Here is a 15,469-nt window from a genome sequence, read left to right as displayed (position 1 = left end):
GCCCAGGGGTGGGTCGTTCCGCGCGTAGGTGGTCGAATCGCGCGTAGGTGGTCGTTTCTTTCGACTGCCGACGCGCGTTCCCGCTTTCCAGCGCGGGTGTTGTGGGTCGGATCGTGACTGCCTGGAGGCCCGGTGCAGGTCCGGCGGACCGGCACCGGGCCTCCAGGCAGATACGTCCACCACACGCGGAAGGGCCCCGCACCTGACGGTGCGGGGCCCTTCGTGTGTGCCGTGACTCAGACGCCGAAGTACAGCTCGTACTCGAACGGGTGCGGACGCTGCGCGAGCGGGAGGATCTCGTTCTCACGCTTGTAGTCGATCCAGGTCTGGATGAGGTCCTCGGTGAAGACGTTGCCCTTCACGAGGAACTCGTGGTCGGCCTCGAGCGCGTCGAGGGCCTCGTCGAGCGAACCCGGGACCTGGGGGATGCCCTTGGCCTCCTCCGGGGGGAGCTCGTAGAGGTCCTTGTCGACCGGCTCGTGCGGCTCGATGCGGTTCTGGATGCCGTCGAGGCCCGCCATGAGCTGCGCCGCGAAGGCGAGGTACGGGTTGCCCGAGGCGTCCGGCGCGCGGAACTCGATGCGCTTGGCCTTCGGGTTCGTGCCGGTGATCGGGATGCGGATCGCGGCGGAGCGGTTACCGGCCGAGTAGACCAGGTTGACCGGGGCCTCGAAGCCCTTCACCAGACGGTGGTAGGAGTTGATCGACGGGTTGGTGAAGGCGAGCAGCGCCGAGGCGTGCTTGAGGATGCCGCCGATGTACCAGCGCGCCAGGTCGGACAGGCCGCCGTAGCCGTTCTCGTCGTAGAACAGCGGCTTGCCGTCGCTCCAGAGCGACTGGTGGGTGTGCATGCCCGAGCCGTTGTCGCCGAAGAGCGGCTTCGGCATGAACGTGGCGACCTTGCCCCACTGGTCCGCGGTGTTCTTGACGATGTACTTGAACTTCAGGATGTCGTCCGCGGCGTGGACCATCGTGTCGAACTTGTAGTTGATCTCCTGCTGTCCGCCGGTGCCCACCTCGTGGTGCGAGCGCTCGAGCTCGAAGCCCGCCTCGATCAGCTTCAGGGTGATGTCGTCGCGGAGGTCGGCGGTCTTGTCGACCGGCGACACGGGGAAGTAGCCGCCCTTGTACGGGGTCTTGTTGGCGAGGTTGCCGCCCTCTTCTTCGCGACCGGTGTTCCAGGCGCCCTCTTCGGAGTCGACCGAGTAGAAGGACTTGTTCTGGGTGACCGAGTAGCGGACGTCGTCGAAGATGTAGAACTCGGCCTCGGGGGCGAAGAACGCGGTGTCCGCGATGCCCGTCGACGCGAGGTACTTCTCCGCCTTCTTGGCGACCTGGCGCGGGTCGCGGCCGTAGATCTCGCCGTTCCGCGGGTTGTAGATGTCGAAGATCATGATCAGCGTGCGCTCGGCGCGGAACTGGTCGATGTACGCCGTCGTCACGTCAGGGATGAGCTGCATGTCGGACTCGTGGATCGACGCGAAGCCGCGGATCGAGGAGCCGTCGAAGAGCTGACCGACCGAGAAGAAGTCCTCGTCGACCGTGGAAGCCGGGATGTTGAAGTGCTGCTGAACGCCCGGCAGGTCGGTGAAGCGGATGTCGAGGAACTTGACGTCCGTGTCCTTGATGAAGGCCAGGACCTCGGAGGAATCGCTGAACATGTGTGTCGATCTCCTGGGGGTTGGGTGATGTGGAGGTGCCGCGGGTGCACCCTCCGACGAGGCTATTGACCCGGGGTTTCCCGGACGTGACTGGGTTGTTTCGGGCGTGTTACGTGGTGCGCGGTCGCCTACCCTGGGGACATGGCCCGCTCCAACCCGTCCCCGTCCGCCGCTGCTCCCGGTGCGGGGGACTGGCCCGGCAAGGTCCTCGGTCTGCCGGAGTCCGGCCCGCGGTCGATGAGCGGCTTCGGGCGTCGTCTCGGCGGCCTCGCGATCGACTGGGCGCTCGCGTCCGTGATCTCGCTGGTGATCGGCACCTACGGCGCGGCGGGCAACTTCGTGACCCTCGGGATCTTCGCCGTGTTGCAGGTGGTGTTCATCGCCCTGCTGTCCGGGTCGTTCGGGCACGTTTGTGTCGGACTCCGCGTGGTGCCCGTCCGCGGGGGATACGTCGGGGTGTGGCGGCCGGCGCTCCGCACGGTGCTGCTCTGCCTCGTCATCCCGGTCCTCATCCACGCGAAGGACGGTCGGCCGCTGCACGACGCGGCCGCGGGCACGGTGCTCGTCCGGCGCTGAGGCGGGGCGCGGCGCGGTGCTGCGCGCCGCCCGGTGCCGCCCGGGCGCGCCCGGCGCCCGGTGCCGCAGTGTGCGACGTCCCGGACACTGTGCGAGGCTCCGGCGCTCGCACCGTGTCCGGAAGCCTGCACACTGGTGACCCGTCGCAGCGCGAGCGCAGCGCCAGCGCCGGTGCAGCGCCGGACGCACGAACGCCCCCGACCGGAGCGGTCGGGGGCGTTCGGGAAGCGCGGATCAGCGCGGGCGACCGGCACGGACCCGCGTGGGGTCGATGCCCTTCGGGATCGCGGACGCCGGGTTCTGGGTGAGGGAGTCGAGGCGGTTGGCGACCGCCAGGACCTCGTTGCGGTTGAGCGACTTCTTGAACTTGTTCATCGCACGGGGCAGCTTGTGCAGCGTCACCGCGTCCGAGCCGTCACCCACGTGCACGACGTGCACGGGGACGTTCGGGACGATGCGCTGGACCTTGCGACGCTCTTCGTCCACCTGGCGGGTGAGGTTGCCGAGCTGACCCTCGGTGATGAGCACGACGCCGGGGGTGCCGACCGCGCGGTAGACAGCAGCCTGGGAGCGACCGTGCACCGCGACCGGCATCTCGCTCGAGCGCCACTGGCGACGGAGCGAGTTCGTCAGCACGGCGCCGACGGCACCGGGCTGGCCCTCGATCTGCGAGTAGGCGGCACGCTCCGCGAGACGACCGAGCACGATCAGGAAGAGCAGCACACCGAGCAAGACGCCGGCGACGATCCAGAGGACGACCGCGAGCCAGTTCTGTTCCGGCAGCAGGAGTGCAAGCAGCACGCCGAGGACGACCGGGACGAGGAACGCGGCGGCGAACCACCAGATCGACGTCGGGTCGGCCCGACGGGTCATCTGGAAGACCTGGAACATCTGCTTGAGACGCCCGGGCTCCTTCGCCTTCGTGTCGGTCGTAGTGCTGCGTGCCATGGACCCAGGATACGGCCTGACGGCCCCGCCGTGGACCGTCGATGATCCGGCTGTGGGCGAACGGAGTTCTCCACAGGTCGACACGACCGGACGGGAGGCTCGCCCCGCCTCCGTCAGGCTCCTCACCATGGACACGATCACCCTCCAGAGCCACTGGACCGGACCCGACACGGGTCCCTTCGCCACGTGGGTCGCCGACCGCGCCGCGGCCGACCAGACGCACTGCGTGCGCATCGACGCGGTCGGGCGCGACCCGGCTGGCCGCCTGGCCGTGCGAACTGAAGCGCTGCACGGTGCGCGCCTCCCGGATGCGCTCGACCGGATCGGCAGCCCGACCGTCGGGGTCGCGGTGACGCTCACGGTGCCGCTGCTGCTCCTCGCGGCGGACGCCCGGTCCGGGGCCGTGGTGCTCGGGGATGCCCGGGCGGACGACGTCCTCGTCGACGACGCCGGCGTGACGGTGCTGGCGGACCACCCGCCAGGTGCCGACCCGCCCGGCACCGACCTGCCCAGCACCGACCTGCCTGCCACTGACCCGAACCGCACCGACCTGCTCGGCACCGACCTGCCTGGCACTGACTCGCCCGGCACCGACCTGCCTGCCACCGACCCGAACCGCACCGACGTGCCTGGACTGGCTCGTTCGCCGACCGCCACCGGGCCGCCCGGGCAGCGCCCATCAGGCGTCCTGCGTCCTGGTCGGGCCGCGGTGGCTGCACGGACGTCGGAGTCGCCGGGGCCGACCGCACTGCTGCACGCCGTCCGTGCGGTGTGGGAGCGCGTCGACCCACGGGAACCGTGTCGAGCGGTCGTGGACACCGCCGTCGCGGAGGCGCTGGGCGGTGGCGTCGACGAGGTCCTCCGGCTGCTCGAAGTCGTCCGGGCCACCGCGCCGCCGCGGCCCGTCCGCTGGGATCCGCCGACCGACGACTTCCTCTTCGTGGACACCGTCGAGGCCGCTCCCGACGACAGCGGCGTGGTGCGCTGGATCCGACGGTTCGTCGAGCGCGGCGTGACGCTGCCTGGTGGTCGCACCGTTCCGGCGCGCCGGGTCGTCGTCGGAGGGGTGGTGGTGGCCGGTCTCGCCGCGGCGGGCGTCATCACGCTCGGCGGCGCACCGGCGTGACCTCGCGCTCGCCCGGGCGGCCCCGGGAACGCCAACGGCACCGGAACCCCGACGGCCCCGGGAACGCCAACGGCCCCGGCTCCCACGAGGGGAACCGGGGCCGTCGATCCGATCAGCGGATCAGCTGGTCCGGACGAACCGCGGGTCAGTACCCGAGGTTCGGTCCGAAGTTGCCCTCTTCCAGACGGTTCTTCACCGCGACGAGGTAGCGGGAAGCGTCCGCGCCGTCGATGATCCGGTGGTCGTAGGACAGCGCCAGGTACACGAACGAACGGATCGCGATGGCTTCCTGGCCGTCGACCTTCACGACCGCCGGACGCTTCGTCACGATGCCCGTGCCGAGGATCGCCGACTGGGGCAGGAACACGACGGGGGTGTCGAACAGTGCGCCACGCGAACCGGTGTTGGTCAGCGTGAACGTGCCGCCGGCGAGCTCGTCGGGCTTGAGCTGGTTGTTGCGGGTGCGCTCGGCGAGGTCGGCGATCGACTTCGAGAACTGCGCGAGGTCGAGCGATGCCGCGTCCTTGATCACCGGGGTGAGCAGGCCGCGCTCGGTGTCGACGGCGATCGAGACGTTCTCGGTCTCCGGGTAGACGATCTCCTCGCCTTCCACGGTCGAGTTGATCTTCGGGTGCGCCTTGAGTGCCTCCGACGCCGCGAGGGCGAAGAACGGCATGAAGGAGAGCTTCGAGCCGGTCTTCTCGAGGAACTCGGCCTTGTGCGCGTCGCGGAACTGCGCGACCTTCGTGACGTCCACCTCGACGACGCTGGTGAGCTGCGCGGTCGAGGTCATCGACTGCACGGCGCGCTCGGCGACGACCTTGCGGAGGCGGGTCATCTTCTCGCGGGTGCCACGGAGCGGCGAGACCTCGGCGACGAACGGGCCGGACGCGGCCGGCGTGCCCTGGGCCGAGCCACCGGCTGCCGGAGCGGCCGTGACGGCGGCGAGCACGTCCTCCTTGCGGATGCGCCCACCGACACCGGTGCCGGTGACGGTCGACAGGTCCACGCCCTGCTCGTTCGCGAGCTTGCGGACGAGCGGGGTGACGTAGCCGGAGGCGGCACCGGTCTGGGTCGGGTTCGGGACCTCGGCCGACGCGGTCGGAGCGCTGGAGACCGACGCGGCCGGGGCCGGGACGGCTGCCGGGGGAGCCGGGGCCGCTGCGGGCGGCGGGACCGGGGCGGCCTGCGGGACCGGGGCGGCGGCGGGCGGCGCTGCCGGGGCGGCGGGAGCCGCGGGCTGCGTCTGACCGGCGGGTGCCGGCTCGGCCTGTGCCGGCTGCGGGGCGGGGGTCTCGGACTCCTGCTCGGTGCTCGGTGCGGCTTCGGGCTCTTCGGCGTCGGCGGCGGCCTCGTTGGAGGAGTCGGCCGAGGCGTCACCGGAGTCCGCAGCTGCGGAGTCCCCGGAGTCCGACGAACCGGAGCCGTTGCCGTCGCCGATCTTCACCAGCGCGGTGCCGACCTCGACGGTCTCGTCTTCCTGGACGAGGATCTCCTCGACCACGCCGGCGATCGGCGACGGGATCTCGGTGTCGACCTTGTCGGTCGAGACCTCGAGCAGCGGCTCGTCGACCTCGACCCGGTCACCGACGTTCTTCAGCCATCGGGTCACCGTGCCCTCGGTGACGCTCTCGCCGAGCGCCGGGAGGTTGACGGATTCGCTCATCGGGTGGACTCCTCTTCGCAGGGGTTGTGCTTGGTTGATGATGTCTGGGTCACGGTGCGGCTGCTCACAGCGCGTGCAGCGGCTTGCCCGCGAGGTGGAGGAACGCTTCGCCGAGCGCTTCGTTCTGCGTCGGGTGCGCGTGGATCAGCGGCGCGACGTCCTCGGGGTGGGCTTCCCAGTTCACGGCGAGCTGGGCTTCACCGATGAGCTCGCCGACACGGGCACCGATCATGCTGACGCCGACGACCGGGCCGTCGATGACGCGGACGACCTTGATCGAGCCGGACGTGCCGATGATGTGGCTCTTGCCGTTGCCGGCGAGGTTGTACTCGTACGAGTCCACCTTGTCGGCGCCGTACTCGGCTTCGGCCTTGGCCTGCGAGAGACCGACCGAGGCGACCTCGGGGTCGGAGTACGTGATCTTCGGGATGTTCTTGTCCTCGATGATCACCGGGTTGAGACCGGCGATCTCCTCGGCGACGAAGATGCCCTGCTGGAAGCCGCGGTGCGCGAGCTGCAGGCCTGGGACGATGTCGCCGACGGCGTAGACGTTCGGGAGGTTCGTGGCGAGGCGCTCGTTCGTGATGACGAAGCCGCGGTCCATGGTGACGCCGACCTCGTCGAAGCCGACGTTCTGCGTGACCGGGCCACGACCGACGGCGACCAGCAGGACGTCGCCGTCGAAGGTCTTGCCGTCCTCGAGCGTCACGACGACGCCGTTCTCGTGCTGCTCGACGCCCTGGAAGCGCACGCCGAGCGAGAACTCGATGCCGCGCTTGCGGAAGGCGCGCTCGAGCTGCTTCGACATCGACTCGTCCTCGGCGGGGATGAGGTGCGGGAGCGCTTCGACGATGGTGACCTCGGCGCCGAAGGACTTCCAGACGCTGGCGAACTCGACGCCGATGACGCCGCCGCCGAGGATGACGACCTTGTTCGGGACGTAGTCCATGCGGAGCGCGGTCTCGGAGGTGATCACGCGGCCGCCGATCTCGAGGCCCGGGAGGGACTTCGAGTAGGAGCCGGTCGCGAGCACGACGTTCTTGCCGACGATGTTCTGGTCGCCGACCTGCACGGTGTTCTGCGAGGTGAGGCGGCCCCAGCCCTCGACCACGGTGATGCCGCGGGCCTTGATGAGACCCTGGAGGCCCTTGTACTTGGAGTTGATGACGCCCTGCTGGTACTCGATGACCTTCGGGACCTCGACGCCGGCGAACTCGGCGATGACGCCGTACTTCTCGGCGTCGCGGGTGCCGTCGGCGATCTCGGCAGCGTGGAGGAGTGCCTTCGTCGGGATGCAGCCGCGGTGCAGGCAGGTCCCTCCGAGCTTGTCGCCCTCGATGAGCGCGACGCTCATCCCGAGCTCGGCCGCCCGCAGCGCTGCGGCGTACCCGCCGCTACCGCCACCGAGGACCACGACGTCGTAAGTCTGTTCCGTCACCTGGTGCAACTCCCTCGTGCATGTCGGGGCCGATCGGGCCCGCACTTGGACACCACCGACGCGGCGTCCGACGGTCGGACCGCATGGTTCCGGTCCCGTCCCGTTCGTTCCGGCGGGTGGCGCTGGAAAGGCCGCCCCGCCGGAACCAAACCTACTACTTGGACTGGAGCTCTTCTGCGAGCGCGATGAGTGTCCGGACCATGACGCCGGTGGCGCCCTTGCCGAGCCACCCGTAGCCGCCGCCCTTGTTCTCCGACGGGCCCGCGATGTCGAGGTGCGCCCACGGGATGCCCTCGCCCACGAAGCGCTGGAGGAACTTGCCCGCGAGGAGCATGCCGCCGGCGGGGTTGCCGACCGTGGCGTTCACCATGTCGGCGACCTCGCTGGCGAGTCGGGCGTCGAGTTCCTCGGGGAGCGGCATCGGCCAGATCGGCTCGGCGACGGACTCGGCGACGGCGCGGAGCTGCGCGACGAGGTCGTCGGTGCCCATCAGGCCGGTGGTGCGGTCGCCGAGGGCGACGACCTGCGCGCCGGTGAGGGTCGCGATGTCGACGACGGCGTCGGGCTGCTCGAGCGAGGCGGCGACGAGGCCGTCCCCGAGGACGAGGCGGCCCTCGGCGTCGGTGTTCGTGACCTCGACGGTCTTGCCGTTCTTCAGCGTGAGGACGTCGCCGGGGCGCGTGGCCGAACCGGACGGCATGTTCTCGGCGAGGCAGAGCCACGCGGTGACCTTGACGTCGAGTCCGAGCCGGGCGGCGGCGACGGTCGCGGCGAGGACGGTGGCGGCGCCGGTCATGTCGGTCTTCATGCCGAGCATCGAACCGGCGGGCTTCAGCGAGAGGCCGCCCGAGTCGAACGTGATGCCCTTGCCGACGAGCGCGAGGTGCTTCGACGCGGACTCCGGCGCGTACCGGACGACGACGAGCCGCGGCGGGCGGACCGACCCGACACCGACGCCGAGGATGCCGCCGAAGCCCTGCTCCTCGAGCGCGGTCTCGTCGAGGACCTCGACGGTGAGGGGGAGCCCCTCGGTGAAGCCGGACGCGACCTCGGCGACGTCGGACGGGCCGAGGTCGCCCGCAGCGGTGTTCACCAGGTCGCGGACGAGCGCGGTGGCGTCGGCGACGGCAGCCGGCCGAGCCGTGACGTCGGCGCCGGACGCGCCGGCGACGGCGGCGGACGGCGCGAGGACGGTGATCGTCTGCGCGCCGTGGGTCGGGCCGGTGGTGCCGGCGCCCTTGTGCCGGGTGAAGGCGTACGCACCGAGCGCAGCGCCCTCGAGCGCGGCGTCGACGAGCTCGGTCGAGTCGGTCGGCAGTGCGAGCACGATCGACGCGGCCTGGGGGAGCTGCCGGACGGCGCTGCCGGCGGCGGAGCGCACGGCGGCGACGTCGGACGACGAAGCCGCAGAAGACGACGAAGAAGAAGACGACGACGTCGCCGACCCGAGCCCGATCAGGGCGATGCTCGATGCCGACACGTCGGTCGCGGGGAGCCGGACGAGCTGGTCCTTCGCACCGGTCACGCCGATGGCGGCGAGATCGAGTCCCTCGAGCGCGGTGACGGCACCGGTCGCGCCGGCGACCACGGTCGCGGGGGCGTCGCCGGCACCCGGCCGGACACCGAGCACGAGCACGTCGGCGGAGATCGAGGAGGGGGATGAACTGTCGGTGGAGAGCGTCGGTCGGACCATGCTCCAACCCTATCCACGCGGTGTTCGCTGTCGGCGTGGGCTGCACGGCAGGTGTGGGAGAACCGCCCGCCTAGCATGGTGACGGTGAACCACCCCGAGGAGCTCTACACGTTCGACGAGTCCGCCCCGACGGTGCCGGCCGGCCTGCACCTGGTCGCCGGGCTGACCGGGTTCGCGGACGCGGGATCCGCGGTGGCGCAGGTCACGACCTCGATCCTCGAGCGGCTCGAGACCCGTCTCGTCGCCGAGTTCGACCCCGACGTCCTGTTGGACTGGCGCGCCCGCCGCCCGGTGATCACCTTCGAGCACGACCACATCACGGACATCGAGCCGCCGCGCCTCGCGCTGCACCTGGTCCGCGACGAGATCGGTCAGCCCTTCCTCTTCCTCTCCGGGTACGAGCCGGACTTCCAGTGGAACCGCTTCGTCCGCGCCGTCACCGACCTCGCGGCGCAGCTGCAGGTCGTCGACACCACGTGGGTGCAGTCGATCCCGATGCCCGTCCCGCACACCCGCCCGATCAGCCTGACCGTGTCGGGGACCCGTGCGGACCTCGTCGAGTCGATGAGCGTCTGGAAGCCGGAGACCCAGGCACCCGCGAACGTGCTGCACCTGGTCGAGCACCGGCTCAGCGAGCTCGACCAGCAGGTCACGGGCCTGGTGCTCCTCGTCCCGCACTACCTCTCCGACACCGAGTTCCCGGACGCCGCGGTCGCCGCGCTCTCCGGCATCTCCGCGTCCACCGGCCTGATCTTCCCGACCGACGCACTCCGCGAAGAAGGGCGCGAGTTCATCGCCCGCGTCGACGAGCAGGTGGCGGGCAACGGCGAGCTGCAGCGGCTGGTGTCCGCGCTCGAGGAGCGCCACGACACCTACATGGAGGGCAACCCGATCGCGTCGCCGCTCACGGGGGTGGACGGCGAGGTGCCGACCGCCGACGCGATCGCCGACGAACTCGAGCGCTTCCTGGCGGACCGACGCGTCGACGGCGACGCAACCGACGACTGAGACCGGAGCGCCTCCGGTCCGCAACGGACGTCGCGGTCACCCACCGGACCTCCAGACCGGTCTGGAGGCTGTGCACACGTCCGCGCGGGGCCGCGCCGATAGCCTTTCCGGGTGAACTCCCGCCGTGCCTTCGTCGTGTGGGGCGTCGCGGTCCTCGCGTACGTCCTGGCGGTCGTGCAGCGGTCCTCGCTCGGCGTCTCCGGTGTCGACGCGCAGGACCGCTTCGCGGTCTCCGCCGCCGTCCTGTCCACCCTCGCGGTCGTGCAGATCGCCGTCTACGCGGGCCTGCAGATCCCCGTCGGCATCGCCCTCGACCGGATCGGCCCGCGTCGGCTCGTGCTGCTCGGCGCGCTCCTGCTGACCGTCGGACAGGCCGTCGTCGCGGTGTCGCCGACGATCGGACCGGCCATCGTCGGACGCGTCCTGGTCGGGGCGGGCGACGCGATGACGTTCATCTCGGTGATCCGGCTGCTGCCGATGTGGTTCAGCGGGCGGATCCTGCCGCAGATCTCGCAGTGGACCGGCAACCTCGGGCAGATCGGCCAGATCGCCTCGGCGTTCCCGTTCGCCCTGCTGCTGCACACCGCCGGCTGGTCGGTCGCGTACTCGGTCGCCGCCGGTGCGAGTGCCGTCGGTCTCGCGCTGGCGTTCGTGTTCGTCCGGAACGGGCCGGTACCGGTGCGCACGGACACCATCCCGCTGCCGCTCCCGCACACGTGGTCGGGCGCGTTCCACACCTTCGGGCACGCGCTCCGGCGCCCGGGGACGCAACTCGGCTTCTGGTCGCACTACGTCACGCAGTCCTCCGGCACCGTGTTCAGCCTGCTCTGGGGTGTGCCGATGCTCCGCGGGCTCGGCTACTCCGCCACCGAAGCGGCGGGCTTCCTCACCGTGATCGTCGTCGTGGGCTTCGTCGCCGGGCCGCTCCTCGGGATCCTCTGCGCCCGGTTCCCGCTCCGCCGGTCGAACCTGGTGCTCGGCGTCGTCGTGCTGCTCGGCGTGGTGTGGACGGCGGTGCTGCTCTGGCCGGACCACCCGCCGACCTGGCTGCTCGTGCTGCTCGTCGTCGCGATGGGCATCGGCGGTCCGGGCTCGCTGATCGGGTTCGACTTTGCCCGCTCCTTCAACCCGATGGGGTCGCTGGGGTCCGCGAACGGCGTCGTGAACGTCGGCGGGTTCCTCGCGGCGTTCGTGATGATGTACTGCATCGGCGTCCTGCTCGACGTCGTCTCGCGGGCGACGGGCGACACGGTCTTCGCGTGGTCGAACTTCCGGATCGCCCTCACCGTGCAGTACCTCGTCATCGGGTTCGGCGTGGCGATGCTCCTGCACGCGCGCCGCCGGACCCGCGCCCTGATGCAGGTGCAGGACGGAATACGGGTGGCCCCGCTCTGGGTTGCACTCGTTGCACGCCTACGGAAGCAGAGCGTGCAATAATGAGAGCCGGACCCGTTCGGGTTCCCCGTGTTCAGGTGCTCCTCAAGTGCGCCGGATTCAGTGGGGGACTTGACATGGGTCCTAGTGCTGCCCGGACAACGAGGACCAGCGACGCGGGGGAACTGCGGCGCGGGCCCTGGGCGGCGAGGGAAGGCCACGACCCCAGGAACGTGGCACGACGAGAGAGGTGATCGCATGGCTGCCCGGAGCACGACGATCGATCCCACGAAGGACAACGCCGACCAGGTGACGGAGGCTGACGCCACCGAGACCGACGGCACGGCTGCGCCGAAGAAGCGCGCCACCAAGACCCCCGCCAAGAAGGCGGCCCCGAAGAAGGCGGCAGCGAAGAAGCCGGCGACCAAGAAGGCCGCGGCGGACGACGACGCCGACGAAGAGACCGTCGAGCCGGTCGACGTCGACGCGACGGACGACACCGACGACGACGCCGAGGAGAAGCCGGCGACGGCTGCTGCCGAAGCGGCCAACGCGGTCGCCGCGGGCGCGCTCGTCATCTCGCAGTCCGACGACGACGAAGCACCGGTCTACTCGACCACCATCACGGGTGCGACGGCCGACCCCGTCAAGGACTACCTGAAGCAGATCGGCAAGGTCGCGCTGCTCAACGCCGAGCAGGAAGTCGAGCTCGCGATGCGCATCGAGGCCGGCCTGTTCGCCGAGGACAAGCTGCAGCACTCGACCGGCCTCTCGAAGCCCGAAGAGCGTGAGCTCCGCTGGGTCGCTCGTGACGGTCAGCGCGCGAAGTCGCACCTCCTCGGTGCGAACCTCCGCCTGGTCGTGTCGCTCGCCAAGCGCTACACGGGCCGCGGGATGCAGTTCCTCGACCTCATCCAGGAAGGCAACCTGGGCCTGATCCGTGCGGTCGAGAAGTTCGACTACACCAAGGGCTTCAAGTTCTCGACCTACGCGACCTGGTGGATCCGTCAGGCCATCACCCGCGCCATGGCCGACCAGGCCCGCACCATCCGCATCCCGGTGCACATGGTCGAGGTCATCAACAAGCTCGCTCGTGTCCAGCGGCAGATGCTGCAGGACCTCGGTCGCGAACCCACTCCGGAAGAGCTCGCCCGCGAGCTCGACATGACCCCGGAGAAGGTCGTCGAGGTGCAGAAGTACGGCCGCGAGCCGATCTCGCTGCACACCCCGCTCGGTGAAGACGGCGACTCCGAGTTCGGTGACCTCATCGAGGACACCGAAGCGGTCGTCCCGGCCGACGCGGTGGGCTTCACGATGCTGCAGAAGCAGCTCGAGAGCCTGCTCGACTCCCTGTCCGAGCGCGAAGCGGGCGTGATCCGCATGCGCTTCGGTCTCGGTGACGGCCAGCCGAAGACGCTCGACCAGATCGGTGACACGTTCGGCGTGACGCGTGAGCGCATCCGTCAGATCGAGTCCAAGACGATGGCGAAGCTCCGCCACCCGTCGCGGTCGCAGTCGCTGCGCGACTACCTCGAGTAGGCCGCCGCGGTGCGCTTCTTCATCCCGATCCTCATCGGGCGGATCCTCCGTGCCCTCGCTCGCGCGCGGGGCGGCGGGTCCGCCTACCCGGGCTACATCGTCCTGAAGCTCGTGCCGGACTTCCTCCAGCACGTGACGAAGCAGTTCCCGAACGGCGTCGTGTTCGTGCTCGGCTCGAACGGCAAGTCCACGACGACGCACATGATCTCCGAGATCGTCCGTGCGCACGGGCTCCGCGTGTTCACGAACCCCTCCGGCGCGAACCTGCCGCAGGGCATCGCGTCGGCGCTGCTGTCCGAGGTCTCCCTCGGCGGCCGACTCAAGGCGGACATCGGCATCCTCGAGGTCGACGAGGCCTTCGCCGTCGAGCTCGCGGGCATCCTGTCGCCCTCCACGGTGACGATGCTCAACGTGCAGGTCGACCAGCTCTACCGGTTCTTCGAGACCGAGCGCGTCGCGGCCATGATGCTCGACACGGCGGCACTGTCCACCGCGAACGTGATCACGAACCACGACGACCAGTTCCTCGACGCCTACGTCGGTGTCGACGGGCAGCGCGTGCTCCGCTTCGGTGCGAGCGCCGAGATCGTCGCGGCCGCCCCGAACGGCCTGCAGAACGCGGACGACTTCGGTCGGGCCGCCGGGTCGGAGACGGCTGCGGACTCCGTGGTCATCGAGAACCGCGGCGATGCCGCCACCATCGCCTTCGACGGCGCGGACATCCCGGTGCGCCTGCCCGCCCGTGGGCTGCACTACGCGGTCGACGCCGCAGCGGCCACGGCGACGGCCAGCGCCGCGCTCGGGGCCCAGTTCCGTGCGTCCTCCGTGACCGCCGCGTTCGCGAAGATGAAGCCGGCGTACGGCCGCGGTGAGCGGCTGCCCATCGCCGGTGAGTCCGCCGAGTTCACGATGTTCAAGAACGCCGCGAGCCTCCAGCTCAACCTCGACGCGCTGCCGGACCACCCCGAACAGGTGCTCATGGCGATCGACGAGGGCACGCCGGACATCTCGTGGATCTACGACATCGACTTCTCCAAGCTCGACCACGTGGACGTCGTCTCCGGGGACAAGGCCTGGCAGATCGCGATCGCCCTCGAGCACGCCGGCGTCCGGATCGGCCGCGTGGAGCCCGACGTCGAAGCCGCGATCAAGCACATGCAGGGCCTCGGTGCGACCACCAGTGGGACGAAGAACTTCATCGTCAACTACGAGATCATGATGATCGCCCGGAAGGCCCTCGGCCACCCGGACCTGGAGAAGACCGCATGACGGCAGAACGCCTGAGGATCCTGCACGTCTACCCGCGGCAGATGGGTGTCTCGGGGGACCGCGGCAACGTGGTGGCCCTGACGCGCCGCGCGGACGCCGCCGACATCCCCACCGAGGTGCTCGAGTACGCCCCCGGCGACGAGCTCCCCACCGCCGCGGACGTCGTCGTGGTGGGCAACGGCCCGCTCAGCGCGATGCGGTCCCTCGGTGCCGACGTGGCCCGGATCGCCGCACCCCTCCGGTCGTTCGCGGCCGACGGCGTCCCGATCGTGGCCGTCGGTGGCGGGTTCGACCTCGCGACGACCGAGATCGTCCCGACCGACGGTGCGCCGCTCGCCGGCTTCGGCGTGTTCGACGCCCGAGCCGTCCGCGGAGCCGAGCGCCGGGTGAACTACTTCGTCCTCGAGACGCGGTACCCGCTGCTCCCCGGCGCGTCCAAGCGGCTCGCGGGCTTCGAGGACCACGCCACGAAGATCGAGCTCGGCGCCGGGTTGACCCCGTTCGCGGACGTCGTCTCGGGTGGCGGCAACCAGGCCGGTTCCGCGGTCGAGGGTGCGATCAGCGGGACCTCGTTCGGCACCCACACCCAGGGGCCGCTCCTGCCGCTGAACCCCGCGCTCACCGACGCGGTCCTCGCGGCCGCGACGGCACGCCTCGGCCGCGAGTACGCGCCGGACCCGGAGCGCACGGCGTCGATCGACCGGTACGCGCGCGAAGCGCGAGCCACCGTCGACCGCTACGTCGACAAGGCGTTCAAGCGCATCGCCTGAGCGCGACCACACGAACGAACGACGGGAGGCACGGTGCCAGCTGGCACCGTGCCTCCCGTTCGTTCTGGGTCGCGTCGGGCGCGACTACTTCGACTCGTAGAGTCGGCTGCTCTCGTCGTGCCACTCGATGGCGGTGGCGGCGAGCTTGTCCTTGAACTCCGCGCCGTGGTGGGCGCAGAAGAACAGTTCACCGCTCGCCATGGTGGCTCGGATGTACGCCTGCGCGCCGCAGCTGTCGCAACGGTCAGCAGCGGTGAGCTGGTGGCTGCCGAGTTCGTCGATGGAGAGGTCCTGCACGGTCTGGGTCATTGCTGTGCTCCTCACGGATCGCAGGTGGTGCGGGTCGGCCCATCCGCACGGGGTGCGGTCGGGTCCACCCATTTCAACACGTGCTGCCTGAA

General features: G+C 70.3%; 13 protein-coding genes. 7 read left to right on the top strand and 6 right to left on the bottom strand.

All coding sequences use genetic code 11. The features are described 5' to 3' along the window. Positions 1-236: 236 nt before the first annotated feature. Positions 237-1,661 (bottom strand): type I glutamate--ammonia ligase, encoded by a 1,425-nt coding sequence (glnA, locus tag EDF24_RS14885; RefSeq protein ID WP_123653248.1) that lies wholly within the window; start codon positions 1,659-1,661, stop codon positions 237-239. Between the two features lie 141 nt (positions 1,662-1,802). Between glnA and EDF24_RS14880 the strand changes: the two genes are divergently transcribed. Continuing rightward, positions 1,803-2,237, top strand: coding sequence for an RDD family protein (locus EDF24_RS14880; RefSeq protein ID WP_123653249.1), 435 nt, complete (start codon positions 1,803-1,805; stop codon positions 2,235-2,237). 234 nt (positions 2,238-2,471) lie between these two features. On the opposite strand, the gene EDF24_RS14875 is transcribed toward EDF24_RS14880, so the two are convergent. Then, positions 2,472-3,185 carry a DUF4191 family protein gene (locus tag EDF24_RS14875; protein WP_123703857.1) on the bottom strand — a complete coding sequence of 238 codons (714 nt, stop codon included), beginning with the start codon at positions 3,183-3,185 and terminating at the stop codon, positions 2,472-2,474. 127 nt (positions 3,186-3,312) lie between these two features. On the opposite strand from EDF24_RS14875, the gene EDF24_RS14870 reads away from it, so the two are divergent. Next, positions 3,313-4,311, top strand: a complete 999-nt coding sequence (locus tag EDF24_RS14870) for a hypothetical protein (RefSeq protein ID WP_148070907.1) — start codon at positions 3,313-3,315, stop codon at positions 4,309-4,311. Positions 4,312-4,456: 145 nt separating this feature from the next. Here EDF24_RS14870 and sucB read toward each other — a convergent pair whose 3' ends face one another. From sucB to EDF24_RS14855, 3 genes are all read right to left on the bottom strand, one after another. Next, complete coding sequence (gene sucB / locus EDF24_RS14865) at positions 4,457-5,977, bottom strand: 2-oxoglutarate dehydrogenase, E2 component, dihydrolipoamide succinyltransferase (protein ID WP_123703853.1); 1,521 nt, start codon at positions 5,975-5,977, stop codon at positions 4,457-4,459. A 64-nt stretch (positions 5,978-6,041) separates the two neighbouring features. Next, a complete protein-coding gene (gene lpdA / locus EDF24_RS14860) occupies positions 6,042-7,415 on the bottom strand; it encodes a dihydrolipoyl dehydrogenase (RefSeq protein WP_123653253.1) in 1,374 nt (457 codons plus the stop codon). Between the two features lie 154 nt (positions 7,416-7,569). After that, the gene (locus EDF24_RS14855; protein WP_123703851.1) at positions 7,570-9,108 is read right to left on the bottom strand and encodes a leucyl aminopeptidase; all 1,539 of its coding nucleotides are present in this window, start codon (positions 9,106-9,108) and stop codon (positions 7,570-7,572) included. A gap of 75 nt (positions 9,109-9,183) precedes the next feature. Between EDF24_RS14855 and EDF24_RS14850 the strand changes: the two genes are divergently transcribed. The 5 genes from EDF24_RS14850 to EDF24_RS14830 all read left to right on the top strand — a co-directional run bounded on the left by EDF24_RS14850 (position 9,184) and on the right by EDF24_RS14830 (position 15,068). Continuing rightward, a complete protein-coding gene (locus EDF24_RS14850; protein ID WP_123653255.1) occupies positions 9,184-10,116 on the top strand; it encodes a proteasome assembly chaperone family protein in 933 nt (310 codons plus the stop codon). Positions 10,117-10,227: 111 nt separating this feature from the next. Further along, entirely contained in the window at positions 10,228-11,553 is a 1,326-nt protein-coding gene (locus EDF24_RS14845; RefSeq protein ID WP_123703849.1) for a nitrate/nitrite transporter, read from the top strand. 195 nt (positions 11,554-11,748) lie between these two features. After that, entirely contained in the window at positions 11,749-13,029 is a 1,281-nt protein-coding gene (locus EDF24_RS14840; protein WP_123703847.1) for an RNA polymerase sigma factor, read from the top strand. Positions 13,030-13,038: 9 nt separating this feature from the next. Further along, positions 13,039-14,298, top strand: a complete 1,260-nt coding sequence (locus tag EDF24_RS14835) for a MurT ligase domain-containing protein (protein ID WP_123653258.1) — start codon at positions 13,039-13,041, stop codon at positions 14,296-14,298. Beyond that, positions 14,295-15,068 carry a type 1 glutamine amidotransferase gene (locus tag EDF24_RS14830; protein WP_123703845.1) on the top strand — a complete coding sequence of 258 codons (774 nt, stop codon included), beginning with the start codon at positions 14,295-14,297 and terminating at the stop codon, positions 15,066-15,068. The genes EDF24_RS14835 and EDF24_RS14830 overlap by 4 nt, the downstream gene beginning before the upstream one ends. Before the next feature lie 84 nt (positions 15,069-15,152). Here EDF24_RS14830 and EDF24_RS14825 read toward each other — a convergent pair whose 3' ends face one another. Then, on the bottom strand, positions 15,153-15,377 hold the full coding sequence (locus EDF24_RS14825) for a hypothetical protein (RefSeq protein ID WP_123653260.1): 225 nt from the start codon (positions 15,375-15,377) through the stop codon (positions 15,153-15,155). Positions 15,378-15,469: the final 92 nt, after the last annotated feature.

The organism is Curtobacterium sp. PhB130, assembly GCF_003755165.1.
GTDB lineage: Bacteria > Actinomycetota > Actinomycetes > Actinomycetales > Microbacteriaceae > Curtobacterium.
The sequence above is the reverse complement of the archived record's forward strand: the minus strand, read 5'-3'. Positions and strand labels throughout refer to the sequence as shown.